Origin of the sequence: Mycobacterium sp. GA-0227b, from assembly GCF_001499855.1 — a bacterium.
In the GTDB taxonomy this organism is placed as follows: domain Bacteria; phylum Actinomycetota; class Actinomycetes; order Mycobacteriales; family Mycobacteriaceae; genus Mycobacterium.
Genome location: NZ_LQIK01000004.1, coordinates 70,026 through 85,143, shown reverse-complemented (window position 1 = coordinate 85,143; position 15,118 = coordinate 70,026). Strand labels below are relative to the sequence as shown.

At 69.4% G+C, this 15,118-nt stretch carries 17 protein-coding genes; 4 read left to right on the top strand and 13 right to left on the bottom strand.

The window, feature by feature from the left end; genetic code table 11:
• Positions 1 to 8: 8 nt before the first annotated feature.
• The 6 genes from AU185_RS05350 to AU185_RS05325 are packed head-to-tail and all read right to left on the bottom strand — an operon-like array spanning position 9 to position 7,071.
• Positions 9 to 1,367, bottom strand: a complete 1,359-nt coding sequence (locus tag AU185_RS05350) for a PfkB family carbohydrate kinase (RefSeq protein ID WP_059099052.1) — start codon at positions 1,365 to 1,367, stop codon at positions 9 to 11.
• Positions 1,360 to 1,929, bottom strand: a complete 570-nt coding sequence (locus AU185_RS05345; RefSeq protein ID WP_059099102.1) for a D-sedoheptulose-7-phosphate isomerase — start codon at positions 1,927 to 1,929, stop codon at positions 1,360 to 1,362. Before AU185_RS05345 ends, AU185_RS05350 begins: the two co-directional genes overlap by 8 nt.
• A 5-nt stretch (positions 1,930 to 1,934) precedes the next feature.
• Complete coding sequence (locus tag AU185_RS05340; protein WP_059099103.1) at positions 1,935 to 2,951, bottom strand: glycosyltransferase family 9 protein; 1,017 nt, start codon at positions 2,949 to 2,951, stop codon at positions 1,935 to 1,937.
• A complete protein-coding gene (locus AU185_RS05335) occupies positions 2,948 to 4,441 on the bottom strand; it encodes an HAD-IIIA family hydrolase (RefSeq protein ID WP_059099053.1) in 1,494 nt (497 codons plus the stop codon). The genes AU185_RS05340 and AU185_RS05335 overlap by 4 nt, the downstream gene beginning before the upstream one ends.
• Positions 4,438 to 6,093, bottom strand: coding sequence for a carbamoyltransferase family protein (locus tag AU185_RS05330; RefSeq protein ID WP_059099054.1), 1,656 nt, complete (start codon positions 6,091 to 6,093; stop codon positions 4,438 to 4,440). The genes AU185_RS05335 and AU185_RS05330 overlap by 4 nt, the downstream gene beginning before the upstream one ends.
• Positions 6,094 to 6,102: 9 nt before the next feature.
• On the bottom strand, positions 6,103 to 7,071 hold the full coding sequence (locus AU185_RS05325; protein WP_082683745.1) for an NAD-dependent epimerase/dehydratase family protein: 969 nt from the start codon (positions 7,069 to 7,071) through the stop codon (positions 6,103 to 6,105).
• 37 nt (positions 7,072 to 7,108) lie between these two features.
• Here AU185_RS05325 and AU185_RS05320 point away from each other — a divergent pair, with 37 nt between their 5' ends.
• The gene (locus AU185_RS05320) at positions 7,109 to 7,993 is read left to right on the top strand and encodes a glycosyltransferase family 2 protein (protein ID WP_059099056.1); all 885 of its coding nucleotides are present in this window, start codon (positions 7,109 to 7,111) and stop codon (positions 7,991 to 7,993) included.
• Positions 7,994 to 7,998: 5 nt separating this feature from the next.
• Here AU185_RS05320 and AU185_RS05315 read toward each other — a convergent pair whose 3' ends face one another.
• Positions 7,999 to 9,225: a glycosyltransferase gene (locus tag AU185_RS05315; RefSeq protein WP_059099057.1), complete on the bottom strand. Its 1,227-nt coding sequence runs from the start codon at positions 9,223 to 9,225 to the stop codon at positions 7,999 to 8,001.
• A gap of 23 nt (positions 9,226 to 9,248) precedes the next feature.
• The gene (locus AU185_RS05310; RefSeq protein ID WP_059099058.1) at positions 9,249 to 10,223 is read right to left on the bottom strand and encodes a glycosyltransferase; all 975 of its coding nucleotides are present in this window, start codon (positions 10,221 to 10,223) and stop codon (positions 9,249 to 9,251) included.
• Positions 10,224 to 10,387: 164 nt separating this feature from the next.
• Between AU185_RS05310 and AU185_RS05305 the strand changes: the two genes are divergently transcribed.
• Positions 10,388 to 10,591: a hypothetical protein gene (locus tag AU185_RS05305; protein ID WP_059099059.1), complete on the top strand. Its 204-nt coding sequence runs from the start codon at positions 10,388 to 10,390 to the stop codon at positions 10,589 to 10,591.
• 179 nt (positions 10,592 to 10,770) lie between these two features.
• Positions 10,771 to 11,007 carry a microaggregate-binding protein 1 gene (gene mbp1, locus AU185_RS05300; RefSeq protein WP_059099060.1) on the top strand — a complete coding sequence of 79 codons (237 nt, stop codon included), beginning with the start codon at positions 10,771 to 10,773 and terminating at the stop codon, positions 11,005 to 11,007.
• 262 nt (positions 11,008 to 11,269) lie between these two features.
• On the opposite strand, the gene usfY is transcribed toward mbp1, so the two are convergent.
• The 4 genes from usfY to AU185_RS05280 form a co-directional block, all read right to left on the bottom strand.
• Entirely contained in the window at positions 11,270 to 11,578 is a 309-nt protein-coding gene (gene usfY / locus AU185_RS05295) for a protein UsfY (RefSeq protein ID WP_059099061.1), read from the bottom strand.
• A gap of 100 nt (positions 11,579 to 11,678) precedes the next feature.
• Positions 11,679 to 12,311, bottom strand: a complete 633-nt coding sequence (locus AU185_RS05290; protein ID WP_059099062.1) for a flavodoxin family protein — start codon at positions 12,309 to 12,311, stop codon at positions 11,679 to 11,681.
• Complete coding sequence (locus AU185_RS05285; protein WP_231740288.1) at positions 12,308 to 12,658, bottom strand: hypothetical protein; 351 nt, start codon at positions 12,656 to 12,658, stop codon at positions 12,308 to 12,310. Before AU185_RS05285 ends, AU185_RS05290 begins: the two co-directional genes overlap by 4 nt.
• Positions 12,659 to 12,762: 104 nt before the next feature.
• A complete protein-coding gene (locus AU185_RS05280) occupies positions 12,763 to 13,443 on the bottom strand; it encodes a PAS and ANTAR domain-containing protein (RefSeq protein WP_059099064.1) in 681 nt (226 codons plus the stop codon).
• Between the two features lie 102 nt (positions 13,444 to 13,545).
• Between AU185_RS05280 and AU185_RS05275 the strand changes: the two genes are divergently transcribed.
• Positions 13,546 to 14,139 (top strand): restriction endonuclease, encoded by a 594-nt coding sequence (locus AU185_RS05275; RefSeq protein WP_059099065.1) that lies wholly within the window; start codon positions 13,546 to 13,548, stop codon positions 14,137 to 14,139.
• Positions 14,140 to 14,160: 21 nt separating this feature from the next.
• Here AU185_RS05275 and AU185_RS05270 read toward each other — a convergent pair whose 3' ends face one another.
• Positions 14,161 to 15,000, bottom strand: a complete 840-nt coding sequence (locus AU185_RS05270; protein ID WP_059099066.1) for a glucose 1-dehydrogenase — start codon at positions 14,998 to 15,000, stop codon at positions 14,161 to 14,163.
• Between the last annotated feature and the right edge of the window lie 118 nt (positions 15,001 to 15,118).

Here is a 15,118-nt window from a genome sequence, read left to right as displayed (position 1 = left end):
CTTTCAATTCATGACCGCGCAGCGGCGATCAGGTTTGACGACGAGTAACCGGCGACGGTCGGCAGCAGCACAACTTCACCGCCGTGGCGGCGAACCACGTCGGCCTCGGGCAAGTCCGCTTCGGTGTAGTCGCCGCCTTTGACCCAGAGGTCGGGCCGCAGCTGCGCGAGCGCCGCCTCGGGTGACAGTTCGTCGAAGATCACCACCGCGTCCACGCAGGCCAGGGCGGCCAGCACGCGCGCTCGGTCCTGATCCGCGACCACCGGCCGTCGTGGCCCTTTCAACGCGCGCACCGACGCGTCGGAGTTCAGCAGCACCACCAGCGCGTCGCCGAGCCCGCGGGCCTGCCGGAGCAGCCGGACGTGGCCGGTGTGCAGCAGATCGAAACAACCACCGGTCGCCACCAGGGTGCCGCCACGGCTGCGCAGACGGTCCCGCACGTCCGCGATGTCCCCGGTGATCGCAGTCGATTCGGTTGTCGCCGAACGGCTCTGACCGACCGGCGCGGCGCTCGACACGCCCACCGCGCCGCCCGCGGCGACGAACCGGCTCGCCGCGTCCACGGCGTCGGCGACGGCCTCGTGGACGTCCTTTCCGGCGGCCAGCGCCATGGTGGCCGCGATCGCGAACCGGTCGCCCGCGCCGCAGGTGTCACCGCGGCCGGCCGGGGCGGCCGAATCGGGCACCGGGTGATGGGCGTTGCCGTTCTCGGTGGCCACCAGCGCCCCCTTCGGGCCGAGCGTGACGCACACCGCCCTGGCGGCCCACTGTTCGCGCAGCGACTCAGCCGAACGTCCGTCGGCCTCGGCGGAATTCGGGGTGACGAGCCAGCAGCCCGGGACGGGCCGGCTGCCTCGCGGATGTGGATCCCAGACCGTCGGCAGCCGCCGCGCGAGGCGGGTCAGCAGTTCTCGGATCTCGCCGTGCGCGGTGACACCGCGGCCATAGTCGGCCACGCACACTGCGCCGGCCTGCTCGAGCACCTCGGCGACCTGCGTGGGCACCGGGGCGCCGGACGCCGTCCCGTCGCCGTGGTCGAGCCGCAGCATCGAATGGTTGCCCACCCGGACCCTCGTCTTGCACACCGTGTTTCCGGCCAACGGCAGCGCGACGAGCCTCACTCCGGCGTCGGCCAGCAGCTCGGTCAGCGCCTGGCCGTCGGCGTCGTCCCCGACGGCCGTCACCAGCACCACCTCGCAACCGGTGCGGGCGGCCAGCACGGCGGCCAGTCCAGCGCCGCCGGGGCGCTGCCACTTTCGTTCGGTGTCGACCACGGGCACCGGCGCCTCGGGGCTGAGCCGGGTGGCGGTGCCCTCGATGTCGACGTCGAGCATCGAGTCGCCCACGATCACCAACGGCCTAGTCATCGGACGCTCCCAGCAGAACGTCATCGAGCGCGATGCACAGCGCGTGCACCAGCAGTAGGTGAATCTCCTGCACCGTCGCGGTGGTCGTCGCCTCGACGCAGACGGCGTCGTCGCACATCGCGGCGAGCGGATTGGGGTGCGGCCCGGTGAACGCCCATGTGGTCAGGCCGGTTTCATGCGCGGCCTTGACGGCCGCGAGCACGTTCGGGCTGGTGCCGCTGGTGGACAGCGAAATCAGGACGTCGCCGGGTCGGCCGTGTGCCCGCACTCCCCTGGCGAACATCTCGTCGATGCCGTAGTCGTTGGCGATCGCGGTCAGCGCTGAGGTCTCGGCGTGCAGTGAGATCGCCGACATCGGTATTCGCTCGTCGCGGAAGCGGCCGACCAATTCGGCGGTGAGGTGCTGAGCCTCGGCTGCGCTTCCGCCGTTGCCGCAGGCCAGCAGTCGGCCGCCGGTGGTGAGCACGTCGGCGAGCCGGCTGCCCCACGCGGCCAGCCTCGGCGCCTCCGCGCCGATGTGGTCGACCGCCTGCGACAGTGCGGAGAAGTGGGTTTCGATCATCGGAATCATTGCTGTCCTCCAATCCGGTTGACCGCGTTGAGCAGTTCGTCGTCGGTGATGCCGTCCAGGCAGGGGTGGCCCGCCACCGGGCAGCTGCGCGCGCGGGTCAGCCGACAGGCGGCATCCTGATCCCCGAGCCGAATGACGGTGCTGCCGTAGGGACTCCACTGCGAGGCGGGTACGACGGGTGCGAACAGCGAGACCACCGGTGTGCCGACGGCCGCCGCCAGGTGCGCCGGTCCGGTGTTGGGCGCGATGACGACCCTCGCAGCGGCGAAAATCGCCGCCAGCGTGGCGAGCGAGGTGCGCCCGCCGAGGTCGATGGCCCCGTCGCCGGCCACCGCGGCGGTCAGCTCGCGTTCGGCGGGGTCGCCGGTGACCACGACGCGATGGCCCGCGGCAACCAGGGCGTGCACCATGTCTGCGCTGCGTTTGGTCGTGGGCCTGCGGGCGGGCACCGCTGCGCCCGGGTGGAACACCACGAACGGTGGGGCGCAGAGGAGTTCGCGCAGCTCCTCCGGCAGCGGCGGAATGTTGACCCGCAGCCTGCCGTCGTCGCCGTCGCGCAGTTCGCAGCCCGCCGCACGGGCCAGCGACAGCGCCCGCTCGGGTTCGGGCACGCCGCCTTCGACGTGGTGGCGCAGGTCGAGCAGCGTGCCGGGATAGTCCTCGCTGATCGCGCCGACCCACGGCACCGAGGCCATCCGGGCGATCAATGCCAGCGGCAACGGCGACTGGTGAAACGACGTGAAGATGTAGACGCGGTCGGGAGCCAGGTCGCGTATCTGCTTGAGGAGTGCGTCGACGTGTCCGGGGGTGAGCTCGGGCGAGTCGAAGTCGACCCAGGGGGCCTGCCACTCGATGATGTCGTCGACGGCGGGCAACAACGCGGCAGCCGCTCGCCCCCGCGGCCCAGCCAAAAAGGTCACCGCATCGTGGCTTTCGGCGATCGCACGGACCGCGGGGCCGGTGATCAGAACGTCACCGGCGCTGTCCAGTCGCGCGACGAGGGCCCGGTTCATCGGCACTCCTTCAGGACGAGCGCGACGGCGTCGTCGAACGTGGCCGCCACCCGGGCGCGCATCCGGGCGCCGCTGATCTCGTGCCGCAGCGTTCGCCGGGTCGGCACCAGCACGGCGTCGGCGCCGGCCGACAGCGCCGCCTGCACGTCGCCGCCGGTGTCGCCGATGAGCACGCAGCGGGAGGGATGGACGCCGAGCGCTGCCGCGGCCGCCTGCACCATTCCCGGCGCGGGTTTGCGGCATCCGCAGCCGTGGTCGGCGTCGTGCACGCACAGCTGCCAGGAGTCGAACGGCCCGAGTTGCGCGTCGACCTCCGCGTTGACGGCGTCGAGTTGCTCCGGGGTGATCAGGCCCTTCGCGACACCCGACTGGTTGCTGACCACGGCGAGCAGCAATCCTTTGCGCCGCAGGCGGTCCAGCCCGTCGCGCGCACCGGCCAGCGGGCGCACGCCGGCCGGATCGTTGAGATACGGGCCGTCTTCGATGATCGTGTCGTCGCGGTCGAGCAGCACCGCCAACGGGGGGTCGCGTCGCGCGCCACGGAACCTCCACTCACCGGCGAGGCGATGCGCGACCGCTGCGGGCGGGATCAGCGCGCTGGTGATCAGCATGCGGCCGGCCTCCCCCACGGTGTGTGGGCCGGACCAGAACCGGCGCACCGCGAATTCGCCTGTGAGCGCGCCCCACAGCACCGCGGCATACCGCGCGGAACGCCATCGGCCGGCCAGCGCGCTTGTGAAGGCGACAATGGCGGCCGCAGTGGTCATCGAGTGTGCGGGCAGCCGGCCGCGGCCCTCCCCGATCGCGGAGCGCCACCGCCTTCCGTGCTTACGGCGCAGCAACGCGTTGTCGCGGTTGCCGACCTGCGCACGCACGCTGCTCATGAGTGTGGCGTCGGCCACCGGGTGGGTACACCGGCGGGCGCCGCGGACGATTGTGTTGCCGGCCTGCACGATGCGCAACGCGATGTCCGAATCCTCGCGGTACGCGCGGGGAAACCGCTCGTCGAAACCCCCGACCGTCACCAGCACGTCACGGCGAAACGCCATATCGGCGGTGATCCACCGGGCCTCGGCGAGTCGCTGGGTGCGGCGCTCGTCGTCGGTGGCCTTGCGCCCGCCCGCCCGCGGTACCTCGATCACCGCTTGTGATCCGGCCGCGGCCTCCACGTCGGCCTTCGCCAGGTCCTCGGACACCGCCGCGAACCAATCCGGTTGCGGGACAACATCGTCGTCGAGGAAACAGATCCAGTCGGCGTCGACGGCACGCCACCCGGTGTTACGGGCGGCGGCCGGGCCCCGTCCGCCGCTTCGCAGCACCCTGACCGGCAACTGCGAGTCGATCGACAGCGGCGGTTGCGGTCCGGGGCGGTCGTCGACGACGATCACCGCCGCCGGCGCCGGGCCCGCCGATCCTTCGAGTTCTGCGAGCAGCCGGTGCAGCGACGGCCGCCCGACCGTCGGCACCACGACCGCGAACCGCGGGGTCATCCGGGCCGCCTCACGATGAACGGCCCGATTGCCAGCACGTCGATCGGTGCACTGCCGAAACACTCGAGCGCGTCACGCGGGCTGTCGACCATCGGCCGTCCCGCGGTGTTGAAGCTGGTGTTCACGATCACGGGCACGCCGGTGCGGGCGGCGAACCGGCTGATCGTGTCGTGCAGCAGCGGCTGGCTGCGGTCGACGGTCTGGATGCGGGCGGTGCCGTCGACATGGGTGACCGCCGGGATCCGGTCCCGCCACGCGGCGGCGACGTCGTGCACGAAGAGCATGTACGGGCTGGGAACCGGTCCGCCGGAGAAGATTTCGTCGGCGTGTTCGGCGAGCACCATCGGGGCGACGGGCCGAAATTGCTCGCGGCCCTTGACGGTGTTGAGCCGCTCCAGGTTGTCGATGCGTCGCGGGTCGGCGAGCAGCGATCGCTGCCCGAGCGCGCGCGGCCCGAACTCCGCGCGGCCCTGGAACCAGCCGACGAGCAAGTTGTCGGCCAGCGCGTCGCCGATGGCCGCGGCCAGATCGGCGGGCCGCTCGTGCGGCACGGCCGCTTCGGTGAGAGCCGCGGCGATCTCGTCGTCGGAGAATCCGCGGCCCAGCGCTGCCGAAGGCATCGGCGTGATCGGCTCACCGGCCTCGCCGGCCAGCGCCAGGGCTGCGCCCAGTGCGGTTCCCGAGTCGCCGGCCGCGGGCTGGATCCAGACGTTCGAGAAGCCGCCGCGACGGTGGATTTTCGAGTTGGCAACGCAGTTGAGCGCCACTCCGCCTGCCAGACAGAGGTTTTCGTGATCGGTGCGCGCACGCAGCCAGCCGACTAGGTCGAGCAGCACCTCTTCGACGACTGTTTGGACACTGCACGCCAGATCGGCGTGCTCGGGCTCTGGCCGGTCCAGCGCATGTCCCTTTCCGGCTCCTGACGCACGGGCCGGGGTGATCGAATCCCAACTCACCGGCTCGGTGCGGAAACCGCCGTCGGCGCACGCGTAGACCAGTTCGCGGAATGTGTCGGCGAACCGCGGAGTTCCGTAGGACGCCATCGCCATCACCTTGTACTCGTCGCTGGAGCGCTTGAAGCCGAGGTGTTCGGTCAGGCTTTCGTAGAGCAGGCCGAGCGAGTGCGGAAGCGACTGCGTCGCAAGCACGTCGAGTTTGCTGTCGCGATAGCTTCCGGCCAGCATCGAGGACCGCTCACCGCGTCCGTCGACCACCAGCACCGCGCAGTCGGGGTGTGGCGAGGCCAGCGCGCTCGACGCGGCGTGCGCGACGTGGTGGCGGACATGACGCACGATCGCCGGGTCCAGGCCGGGCAGGGCGGACTGCAAAAACCGCGGTGCGCGTTCGGCGTAGAGCGTGCGGAGGTACTCCCAGTCGCGGTCCAAGCCGTCGAGCCCCTGGGCGGACTCGTCCATCAGCCGCGGGTCGTAGGAGTAGCCGACCGCGTCGAGGTCGGCCGGCGTCAGGCCGGCCTGTTGCAGGCACCAGCGCGCCGACTCCACGGGCAGTTCCCACGTCGAGAACGGCACCGCCTGCTTGCCGTGCTTGCGCCGGGTGAACCGCTCCTCCTCGGCGGCCGCCACGATCTGTCCGTCGACCACCAGCGCGGCGGCGGGATCGTGGAACACCGCGTTGATTCCGAGAATTCGCATTGCTTCCTCCTAGCGGCCCTGCAGCGCGACGGTGACGGACAGGTTGCGGAACCAGTCGACGGTTGCGGACAGTCCGTCGGTGTAGCTCACGCGCGGACTCCAGCCGAGCAGCTCGCGGGCCAGCGTGATGTCGGGGCAACGGCGTTGCGGATCGTCCTGGGGTGCCGGGCGATACTCGATCGGCGAGGCGCTGCCGACCAGATCGCGGATGAGCTCCGCGATCCGCAGCACCGTGAGTTCGTCCGGATTGCCCACGTTGACCGGTCCGGCGCAGTCGGATTCGGCCAGGGCGATCAACGCTTCGACGGTGTCGTCGACGTAGCACAGGGACCGGGTCTGCCGGCCCGTGCCGTTGACGGTGAGCGGTTCACCGGCCAATGCCTGACGGCAGAAGGTCGGCACGATCCGGCCGTCGTCGGGCCGCATCCGTGGGCCGTATGTGTTGAAGATGCGCGCCACGGCGATGTCGGCCGACCGCTCGCGCCGGTAGGCGAAGGCCAGCGCCTCGGCGAACCGCTTCGCTTCGTCGTAGACACTGCGCGGTCCGACCGGATTGACGTTGCCCCAATATGTTTCGGTTTGCGGATGTTCCAGCGGGTCGCCGTACACCTCGCTGGTGGACGCCAGCACCAGCCGCGCACCGGAGCGTTCCGCGAACTCCAGCATGTGCGCGGTGCCGAGCGCGCCGGTGCGCAAGGTCTGGATCGGCAACCGCAGATAGTCCAGCGGCGAGGCCGGCGACGCCAGATGGAAGACGGTGTCCACGCCGGAGGGCGGATCGGGCAGCGGCTCGCTGATGTCGTGCGGTACGAACCGGTATCCGGGCCGGTCGAGGAACGTATCGGCGGCGGTGGGGGCGCTGGTGGAAAGGTCGTCGACGCAGAGCACCTCGACACCGCTGTCGAGCAGCCGCTCAGACAGGTGACCCCCGAGGAAGCCGCCGCCGCCGGTCACCAGTGCACGTTTGATGTCATGCATCGTTTGCCTTTCGGATCGGCGGGTAGCCCGCAGGGTCATGCGGACCCCAGCCCCGGCCGATGTCTCGTTCGTGATCGCCAGCCGGAATCGCGCCGCGGAACTCGCCACGGTCGTCGCCCGGCTGCTCGACACCACGGTGTGCCCGATTGTGGTGGTGGACAACGCCTCCACCGATGACACCGCGGAGGTCGTGGGGAGGATGGCGGCGCGATCGGCGGGCCGCCTGCGGCTCGTCGAGTTGGCCGACAACCTCGGTGCCGTCGGCCGCAACGTCGGTGTCGCGGCGTGCCGCACGCCGTACGTCGCGTTCTGCGACGACGATTCGTGGTGGGCGCCCGACGCGCCCGCGATCGGCGTCGAGGCGTTCGAACGGCATCCGTCGGTGGGGCTGCTGGCGGCCCGCACGATCGTGCTGCCGCAGCACCGGGAGGACCCGTTCTCCACCCTGCTGGCCGACAGCGCGCTGGGCCGCCGGCCGGATCTGCCCGGACCGTCGATTCTCGGTTTCATGAGTTGCGCGGCCATGGTGCGCAAGTGGGCGTTCGAGCAGGCCGGCGGCTTCAGTGACATCCTGCACTTCCGCGGCGAGGAACAGTTGCTCGCGCTCGACCTCGCGGCGGCGGGCTGGGACCTGTGCTACTACCCCCGGCTGGTCGCGATTCACCAACCGTCGTCGGTTCGGGCCACCACCGCGGCCCAGGCCGCGCGGGTGCTGCGCAACGATGTGCTGACCACGTGGCTGCGCCGTCCGATCCGACAGTGCCTCAACGCGACCGGCCGACTCGGGGTGGCCGCGCTGCGCGACCGTGAGCATGCCCGCGGCGCGGTCGAAGCCGTCGCCCGGCTGCCCGCGGTCATCGCCCGGCGGCGGCGGCTTCCTCGCGCGGTCGAGCAGGCGGTGGCCTTGCTGGAGTCGGGTTGAGCCGGTCATCCGGACGACAGACTTGTCGCCGGTTCGGTGTGCGGGACCCGCATCGGCACCAGTCGGTCGTAGATCCGCTGGCTGTCAGCGGCGATCCGGTCCCATGAATAGCGCGCCCGAGCGCGGTCACGCCCGGCGGCGCCCATGCTCTGCCGCAGGAAGTCGTCGCGCAGCAGATGGTTGACGGCCTTGGCGACCTCATCGGGCCGCTTGGGTTTGACCAGCCGCCCGGTCACGTCGTGCACCACGGTGTCGAGCATTCCGCCGACCGCCGATGCCACCACCGGCACACCGCACGCCATCGCCTCCAGTGGCACGATGCCGAACGGCTCGTACCACGGAGTGCAGGCGACCACGTCGGCCGAGCGCAGAATCGCCGGCATGTCGTCGCGCGCCACCGAGCCGTACAGCCGCACCCGCTCCGCGACGCCCAATTCCGTTGCCAGGCCCATCAACCGGCGCGCTTCGGGATCGGAGTCGAGCCCCGACTCGTCTGGCCCGCCGACGATCACCAGTTCGGTGCCGGGCATGTGCGGCAGCGCGCGCACGACCACGTCGAAACCCTTTCGCGGGACGAACCGGCCGACGCTGACGATGCGGTGCATGCCGTTGCGCGGCGCCACCGGACCGTCGGGGCTGAAACGGTCGAGGTTCACGCCGCAGGGCACCACCGAAATCCGGTCGCGCGACCGCCCCAGCCGCATCAGCTCGAACACCTCGTCGGTGCAAGTGGCCGCGACCCAGGTGGCGGTGCGGGCGACCATCGCCTCCAGGCGCAGCCGGTCCGGCGGGCTGGTGTCCTGCACTCCCTGGTGGCGACGTTTCACCACTCCCAGTGCGTGAAACGTCTGCACCGCAGGCAGATCGAGATGCCGCGCCGCGAGTTGCGTTGCGATGCCGGACATCCAGAAGTGGGCATGCGCCACGTCGGGCCGGTCGGCTGCCCATTCGGCATCGAGGAACTGGGCGAACGGCCCCATGTGCGGAAGCAACTCGTCCTTGGGTAACTGCGCAGCAGGTCCTGCCGGAACGTGCACCACGGTGTAGCCCTGCGGTGTTTCGACGTGGTCGGGTAGATCTGGATCGTCCCTGCGGGTGTAGACGGTCACCTGGTGGCCGCGTCTGGTCAGAGCCGCCGACAGTTCGGCGACGTGTACGTTCTGCCCGCCGGCATCGACCCCGCCGAGCGCAGCCAGGGGGCTGGCGTGCTCGGACACCATCGCGATTTTCATCGGCGTCCTCCTTCCATCCGTTGTCATCGGCAGCACTCGTCGATGAGGTCGTCCCATTCCGCGAGAAACCGTTTTAGGCCGAAGTGGGCGGTCGCGAAGTCGCGCGCCGCCTTACCGGCCGCCGAGGCGGCCGCACCGTCTGCGATAAAGCCCTCCAAAGCGCGGGTGAGCCTGTCGATGTCGGCGCTCACCACCCCGGCCTCGGGTGGCAGCACGAGCGGGGCCATCGTCGACGCCACGGCGACCACCGGCATCCCCATGAACATCGCCTCGATCAACGACAGGCCCAGGGACGTCCATCGGGCGGTGTGCAGGAAGACCCGTCGCCGGGCCACTTCGGGCAGCAACTGCGCGGCCGGCATGTCGCCTCTACCCCGCACCCGGGCGCTGGTGACGCATTCGCTGAGCACGTCGGTGTCGATGCCCCACACGTCGATCGGGACGTGCTCGCCGAACACTTCCAGCAAATCGGCGCCGACCGTGCGCCAGCGGCGGCACGGCTCGTTGATCATCGTGGCCGCGGCCGAAATCTCGCCGCTGTAGAGCAAACCCGGGTCGGCGATTCCGTGGGTGATGACGCGGGTCGGCGCGACGCCGTTGTTCCACATCAGCCGGTTGAAGTCGGTCACGTGCACGATCGGGATGTCGGGGCGGTCGGCAAGCGGGTGGACGCTGTCCACCGCGAACGGTCGCGGCGCGTTGTGCTCGACGTAGACGGCGGGTACCTCGACACCCGGGCGGCGGCCGAGCCAGCGGGTCGCCAGGTCGATTTCCTCCGGCCGCTGCAACACCACCAGGTCGATCGGCTCGTCACACAAGTCGTCCGACGAAACCTCCTGCGCGCGTGGCCAATTCCTACCGCACAGCCCGCGGCCGTTCGCATCCCTGCGGGGGTTCACCGGAAGCACATAGCGGTGGCCGCCCGAGACCAGGGACTCCGTCCACGACCCGTGCACATGCCAGAGCAGCACCGAACGGGGAGCCGGCAGGATCGACATGCGGTTCGCCTACCCGAGCACTTCGCAGGCAAAACGGTTCCCCGCGCGACTCTTCGCATAGCGGATAGCCCCCGATTCGCATACTGGATTCCACACTTCGCAAGACGGATCAGAGGCCGTCGCGGCGCCGTTTCACCAGCGGGTCTGCGGGTACCCCGACCGGCATGCCAGACACCGAAGGCCTCCCCGACGACGTTCCCGCCGCCGACGCGTTGGAGCAGCAGCGCGCCGCCAGCGAACCGAATCCAGATGAGGAGGCGTCCGCCGAACCGGGACAGGATCCGCCTCTGGAGGCGCCGCCCGCCGACTGGCAGGAGCAGCTGGAAACGGTTGACCTCGATCCGGAGGACGATGTGGTCGAGGAGTGACGAAGGATCTACCAGCGGAGGTAGGCGGCGAGATGGCCGATGACACGCGGGCGCGATATCCGCCGTCACTTGTCATGCACGGACGGAACGTTTAGCCCCCCAGACCGTCGGGCATTCACTGGGCGCGCGGGGAAGATCCCCGTGGTTAGACCAATCCACTGCACTGCGGGAAGGTGAGCATGGCCGAGAAGAACAGTGGCCCTGAAGAAGGCATCAAGGGCGTCGTCGAAGACGTCAAGGGCAAAGCCAAGGAAACGGTCGGCACCGTAACCGGTCGTGACGACATGGTCCGTGAAGGCAAGGCACAGCAGGACAAGGCCGATGCCCAGCAGGACGCCGCGAAGAAGGAAGCCGAGGCGGAATCCGCGCGGGCCGGCGCCAAGTCCGCCGAGAAGCGTCAGGAATCCGAACAGTAACGCTGCACGGAGAAAAGCCCAGCCGCACCGGCTGGGCTTTTCTCATGCGGCTGGCTACCTCGCACAGCGGTGACGAGGTCAGCAATGCATCATGTGCGCAGGTTGCCCGGACAGCGTCCAACATCGATGCCGTCGAGGGCACCGAGCGTCCGTATTCAGCTGAGTGACAATCAGTTTGGGCTATTCATCATTGAATGTCGGGTCACGCTCCAGACGTCGGCACCGCATGAGTTGAGGCCCCGGCCACAAGGAGGCTGCCGGGTCAGCTGCTGGGACGTTGTCGTTCGGCGTCGGGATGCTCGCTGTACCAACGCTCCTCGATCTTGCGCACGCGCAGATGCTCGACGAGCAGCCAGCCGCCGCCGATGATGAACAGCGCGGCCGACCCGCTGCCCAGGCCGATGCCTACGCTGTGGTGGCCGGCGCCGTGCGCGGCCAGCGCCGAGACGAACAGCACCAGCGCCACTCCGATGAGCACGAGCCCGGGCATGTTCTTGGTGTCCTTCATCGACTCCCCGGCGTGTGGACGCGTGGTCCTCGCGTGGTCGACGGGGTCCTTCGGGCTTTTCATCGGTACTCCTCTCTCGGCATACCTCCGCCCGGTGGTGGGCTACTGACAACGGTAGAACTACCCGACTGCGCTGAGGCAGAAACCGGCGGAGTACGGAACATCACTGGTAGGGCGGATAATGACCGGCCTGTAGGGCTCTCGCGAGGTGGGCGGCGTTGCGGGCCAGCGCGGCGGTCGTCGATGCGACCGGTTCGGGCACCTCGTCGAGTTCCTTGTAATCCGTGCTCTGCATCGCCTCACCCGTCCAGTAGGTGCCGCCCTGAGCCGGGATGCTGTAGCCGATGTCGTTGAGCCCTTGGAAGCAGTCGGCGATCACCTTGTGCGCGCCGTCCTCGTTGCCGACGACACCGACGACGGCGACCTTGCCCACCATGACGGGCCGGCCGGCATCGTCGGTGTTCGACAGTTCGGCGTCGAGGCGCTCGAGCACCCGCTGGGCGACGCTGCTGGGATGGCCCAGCCAGATCGGCGTCGACAACACCAGGATGTCGGCGCGTAGCAGTTTGTCGCGGATCTGCGGCCACTCGTCGCCGTCGCCCATGTCGGCCTCGACGCCCGGCGCGATCGTGTGGTCGACACACCGCACCGACTCGGTCTCCACACCGGCGCGGCGCAGGTTGTCGCAGATGTGCTCGGCCATCAGCGCGCTGCTCGACTCGGCCGGGCTGGGCTTGAGGCTGCAAACCAGCGCGACGGCGGTGAGCGGTCGGTCGGCCTTCGTCGGCGCGCTCATCCGCCGAACACCGCGGTTCCGGCGAACGCGGGCGTGCTCGTCGCCAGCACCAGCAGCATCGACGTCAGCAGGAGCCAACCCGCGGCGTGCCAGGCCCACGACATCTCGCCCCGGCGCCCCGCTTGATGGCTGCGGAAGAACGCGCGCAGCCCGCCCGCCAGCAGGATGGCGGGAGCCGCAAGCGCCAGCAACGTCCGCTGCGGCGCCCCGCAGGCCACACTGTCGGCCGTCGCACCATGGCACGTGCTGATCCAGACCGCGACGGCGAAAAGCAACACCGCGCCGGCGACCAGAACGCCGATCGCGAACCGCACCGCGTCGCGCGTCCCGGTTTCGACACGCCTCAACTCAGTAGGATCGTGATACACGACTGAACTCTCCCCGGATTTGCTGCTGGGCCAGCGTCAATACGATGTGGCGCAGCATTCCCGGCTGGATCGGTCGATAAACCTCAGGATCGAACGCGGTTGTGTGCGGTCAGCAACAACCTGTCGTAAGTGGAGCGCGGCGGCAACTCCTCCTCGTATGTCAGCCCAAGGAAGTCCTCGGCGATTTGCTCGGCCAGCAGCCGCAGCTTGGTGTTGGTCTCCTGCGACCGCCACCTGAGCAGTTCGAACGCCGAGTCGGCGGAGATCCGGTAGATCAACATCAGCATGCCCTTGGTCTGTTCGATCGGCCCGCGGGCCTCGGCGATCTCGGTGACCGCCGCGCTGAGGATCTTTTGCTGACGTTCGAGCGTCGACGGGGTGACGTCGACATAGAACCCGTGTGTGCCGACCACCCGGTCACTCTCGTCGAAAAGCTGGTCGCCGACCACCACGACGTGGTGCACCTCGCCCTGGGTGTCGATGATCCGATGCCGAGTGGAGAAGGCGCCCGACGTGCGGCGGATCTCGTCCAGAGTCGCGGCCACCTGGCGATAGTCCTCGGGATGCTTGTGGGACAGCACGAGCTCGGTCGTCGGTTGCACCGTGCCCGGCTCGTAGCCGTGCATCCGCTCGACTTGCGGTGACCACTCCCAGCGTTCGTCGGCGAAGTAGAACCGGAACCAACCGACGCGGTGCGGATCGCCGCCAGCAAGAGCTTGCTCGACAGGTGTCTGGCCGCCGGAATCAACCAGCTCGTCGGTCATGATCGAAGGTTAACCCGGCTTTACAGGCGGGGGTGTCGCAGCAGGTCGAACTTTCGTTTTCCGGATAGCCCTGGCTTCGACGCACGTCGTGCCGTCCGTGCGATGTCAGGGCACCGCCCTACCATCCATCGCGTGACGCTGAAGGTCTACCTGGCGGCGGCGACGGCGGCGGGCCTCGGGGCGTGGCTGCTCGGCGCCACCCCGCAGTGGAGCACGGCGCTGGGTCTCGTCGCGCCGCTCCTGCTCGTCGCCACCCCGCGCTTTCTCGCCGGGACGCTCTCCGGTGCCATGACACCCGGGCCACGGGAAGACGTCACCTCGGCGATGTCCGGCGCCGAGTTCGAGGACTACGTCGCACGAGTGGCCCGGTCCTGCGGGGCGCCGGTGATCATGACGGCAATCACCGGCGACTGGGGCGTCGACATCATTGTCGGCAAGCGGCCGAATCGCATTGCCATTCAGTGCAAGCGCCAATCCCGCCCGGTCGGGGCGAGCGCGGTGCAGGAGGTGGTGGCGGGCGCGCCGATGCAGGACTGCACCATGACGATGGTCGTCACAAACCATGAATTCACCACGGCCGCACGCAAACTCGCGGAGCTGCACGGGTGCGAGCTGGTCGGCGGCGCCGAGCTCACGCGGTTGCGATCGACGATCCGGCGGCTGCTCGAGTCCTCGGTGCCGCCGAAGGTCGGCTGAGCGCGTCGCGTCGCGATCGGCTCAGAGAATGGGCCTGCCGCCGGTGACCGCGATCCGCGCACCGGTCACGTAACTCGCTTCATCGGAGGCCAGCATCACGTAGACCGGAGCCAACTCGACCGGTTGACCCGCGCGGCCCAGCGGGGTGTTCTCCCCGAAGTTCTTGACTTTCTCAGGCGGCATGGTCGACGGGATCAACGGTGTCCAGATGGGGCCCGGCGCAACACTGTTGGCGCGGATACCCTTCTCCCCCAACATCTCCGCGAGGCTGGCCGAGAAGTTCGCGATCGCCGCCTTGGTGGCCGCGTACGGCGCCAGCTTCGGGTTGGGCATGTCGGAGTTCACCGACGAACTGGCGATCACCGACGCTCCGGTCCCCATGTGCGGCAGCGCCGCCTTCACGAGGTAGAAGTACGCGCCGACGTTGAGCCGGAACGTGTAATCCCACTCCTCGTCGCTGATCTCGTCGAGCGTGTCGTGGGTCATCTGGTAGGCGGCATTGTTGACGAGCACATCGATGCCGCCGAACTCCTCGACGGCCCGATCCACAACGGCGCGGCAGTGTGCCGGCTCGGAGAGGTCACCCGGCACGAGCACACACTTGCGCCCGGCGTCCTGCACGTACGTCTGCACCTCCTTGGCGTCTTCGTCCTCGTTGAGGTAGGCGATCAGCACGTCGGCGCCCTCGCGGGCGTAGGCGATCGCGACCGCGCGGCCGATTCCGCTGTCGCCGCCGGTGATGATCGCTCGCTTGCCGGTCAGCCGTCCGGACCCGCGGTAGCTCGTCTCGCCGCAGTCGGGCGCCGGTGTCATCTGGCCCTGCACGCCGGGCGGGGACTGCTGCTGTTCTGGGAAGCTCATCGGGACCTCTCATGGTCGTGGACGTCGGAAGCTGCCTGCGGATTACCCGGAGGCGATCCGATTACTCGGGTCGATGGCGACCGCTTGAGGGGCACCGGTTGTTTGACATGTGTTCACT

What these genes read in the sequence shown, in the direction of transcription:
- AU185_RS05320 (WP_059099056.1), top strand. Translation starts at nt 7,109, where the DNA reads ATGCGGACCCCAGCCCCGGCCGATGTCTCGTTCGTGATCGCCAGCCGG.
- AU185_RS05335 (WP_059099053.1), bottom strand. Translation starts at nt 4,441, where the DNA reads ATGACCCCGCGGTTCGCGGTCGTGGTGCCGACGGTCGGGCGGCCGTCG.
- AU185_RS05340 (WP_059099103.1), bottom strand. Translation starts at nt 2,951, where the DNA reads ATGAACCGGGCCCTCGTCGCGCGACTGGACAGCGCCGGTGACGTTCTG.
- AU185_RS05330 (WP_059099054.1), bottom strand. Translation starts at nt 6,093, where the DNA reads ATGCGAATTCTCGGAATCAACGCGGTGTTCCACGATCCCGCCGCCGCG.
- AU185_RS05325 (WP_082683745.1), bottom strand. Translation starts at nt 7,071, where the DNA reads ATGCATGACATCAAACGTGCACTGGTGACCGGCGGCGGCGGCTTCCTC.
- AU185_RS05345 (WP_059099102.1), bottom strand. Translation starts at nt 1,929, where the DNA reads ATGATCGAAACCCACTTCTCCGCACTGTCGCAGGCGGTCGACCACATC.
- AU185_RS05315 (WP_059099057.1), bottom strand. Translation starts at nt 9,225, where the DNA reads ATGAAAATCGCGATGGTGTCCGAGCACGCCAGCCCCCTGGCTGCGCTC.
- usfY (WP_059099061.1), bottom strand. Translation starts at nt 11,578, where the DNA reads ATGAAAAGCCCGAAGGACCCCGTCGACCACGCGAGGACCACGCGTCCA.
- mbp1 (WP_059099060.1), top strand. Translation starts at nt 10,771, where the DNA reads ATGGCCGAGAAGAACAGTGGCCCTGAAGAAGGCATCAAGGGCGTCGTC.
- AU185_RS05275 (WP_059099065.1), top strand. Translation starts at nt 13,546, where the DNA reads ATGTCAGGGCACCGCCCTACCATCCATCGCGTGACGCTGAAGGTCTAC.
- AU185_RS05270 (WP_059099066.1), bottom strand. Translation starts at nt 15,000, where the DNA reads ATGAGCTTCCCAGAACAGCAGCAGTCCCCGCCCGGCGTGCAGGGCCAG.
- AU185_RS05350 (WP_059099052.1), bottom strand. Translation starts at nt 1,367, where the DNA reads ATGACTAGGCCGTTGGTGATCGTGGGCGACTCGATGCTCGACGTCGAC.
- AU185_RS05280 (WP_059099064.1), bottom strand. Translation starts at nt 13,443, where the DNA reads ATGACCGACGAGCTGGTTGATTCCGGCGGCCAGACACCTGTCGAGCAA.
- AU185_RS05310 (WP_059099058.1), bottom strand. Translation starts at nt 10,223, where the DNA reads ATGTCGATCCTGCCGGCTCCCCGTTCGGTGCTGCTCTGGCATGTGCAC.
- AU185_RS05290 (WP_059099062.1), bottom strand. Translation starts at nt 12,311, where the DNA reads ATGAGCGCGCCGACGAAGGCCGACCGACCGCTCACCGCCGTCGCGCTG.
- AU185_RS05305 (WP_059099059.1), top strand. Translation starts at nt 10,388, where the DNA reads ATGCCAGACACCGAAGGCCTCCCCGACGACGTTCCCGCCGCCGACGCG.